Raw genomic sequence first — 1,246 nt, forward strand, 5'->3', positions numbered from 1 at the left:
TCGGCGGTAAGCATCCGCCGGGTGCCCGCCCACCTCCAAGCGAAATACTTTTTATGAGGGGTAACAATGTGCGAGCGTTCTGATTGTGCATTAACACGGTAACTTGACCAGCGATATTCTGCCGGATGAATTACCATTTTCGCTCTAACAGGATTCATTTCAATGTATCGATAACAGCACAACAAATATCGTTCACTCTCAACAAGGCAGGAACGATACCTGCCTTCCCATAAACTTCCGCTGCGACCATACGTACGATTTATATATTGGACGTATCTCTGGCCAACACCTTTCATCAGCAGGCTTGCACTGTTGGCATGATGAGGACTGACTAACAAATGAACATGATTAGTCATTAGGCACCACGCATGAATGTCACAATTAGTTTTGGACGCCTGTTCAACCAAAAGCTCCAGGTAAAAAAGGTAGTCTTTCGCGGTAAAAAAACAAACAGATCTATTATTTTCTTATTGAATCAATTAGTTAACAGATAAGCCACATTTTCGTGGTGTTTTCTAAACGTGGTCTGTCCCCATTTACCCTTTTGTCCCCATTTACCCTTCCCATTTACCCTCCCTCCAATTTACACTACTCGCAATTCAGCTCCCGCAACTCTCTGGCTATTTTATTCCTAGCTGACTTAAAAGCTCATTAAGCTGCCTATTATCTGAAGTAGCCATTAACACCGGATCTTCATATTCATCCAGATTGTCGCGCAGCCAAAATTCATGCATCCTGACGACATGAGCTTTTACCATGGCGCCAAATTCGTCACCCGAAACAATGACCTGAAGTACTTCAGGATGTAAATTAGCTGACCAACGATCAAGCAACTCGCTAGCAAATTGCAACGCATTACCAAGCCAGTTCGATTCTACATAATCGTCAATATGAATCGAGTTGACAAAGCATTCATACCCCGTTTGATCCTCGAAGTGATTCAATCCAACACCGACACTCGACTCTTTGAAATAATCGAGCAACTCACACCCATCTTTTTTGAAAAAACCTTTTTCAATTATCGAGGACAGCTCGACAGAGGAATGCTCCGGCAGCCTCAAACTCAATAGAGCATTAGCCATTGCTGCATTATATTTCAACATCAGTTTTCTCCAAGGTATTTCTTCATGCCTTTCTCTACTGCCTTCTTGAAGTCAGGTCTCTCCAGCAACTTATTCACTGATTTCGGCGCTCCTACAAACGTGTTAGTAACTGGATCATAAATATATTTAACATTATCGACACC

The 1,246-nt window shown here is 42.5% G+C and carries 1 protein-coding gene and 1 pseudogene; both read right to left on the reverse strand.

What is annotated here, in order from left to right:
- Positions 1-431: pseudogene (locus HT737_RS30115) on the reverse strand (transposase); the annotation flags it as partial.
- Between the two features lie 189 nt (positions 432-620).
- Positions 621-1,103 carry a hypothetical protein gene (locus HT737_RS30120; RefSeq protein WP_182401530.1) on the reverse strand — a complete coding sequence of 161 codons (483 nt, stop codon included), beginning with the start codon at positions 1,101-1,103 and terminating at the stop codon, positions 621-623.
- Positions 1,104-1,246: the final 143 nt, after the last annotated feature.

It is taken from the genome of Pseudomonas sp. MD195_PC81_125 (assembly GCF_014060985.1).
Classification (GTDB): Bacteria; Pseudomonadota; Gammaproteobacteria; order Pseudomonadales; family Pseudomonadaceae; genus Aquipseudomonas; species Aquipseudomonas parakoreensis.

Coding starts and splice junctions, on each gene's coding strand:
- HT737_RS30120 (WP_182401530.1), bottom strand. CDS start 1,103: ATGTTGAAATATAATGCAGCAATGGCTAATGCTCTATTGAGTTTGAGG.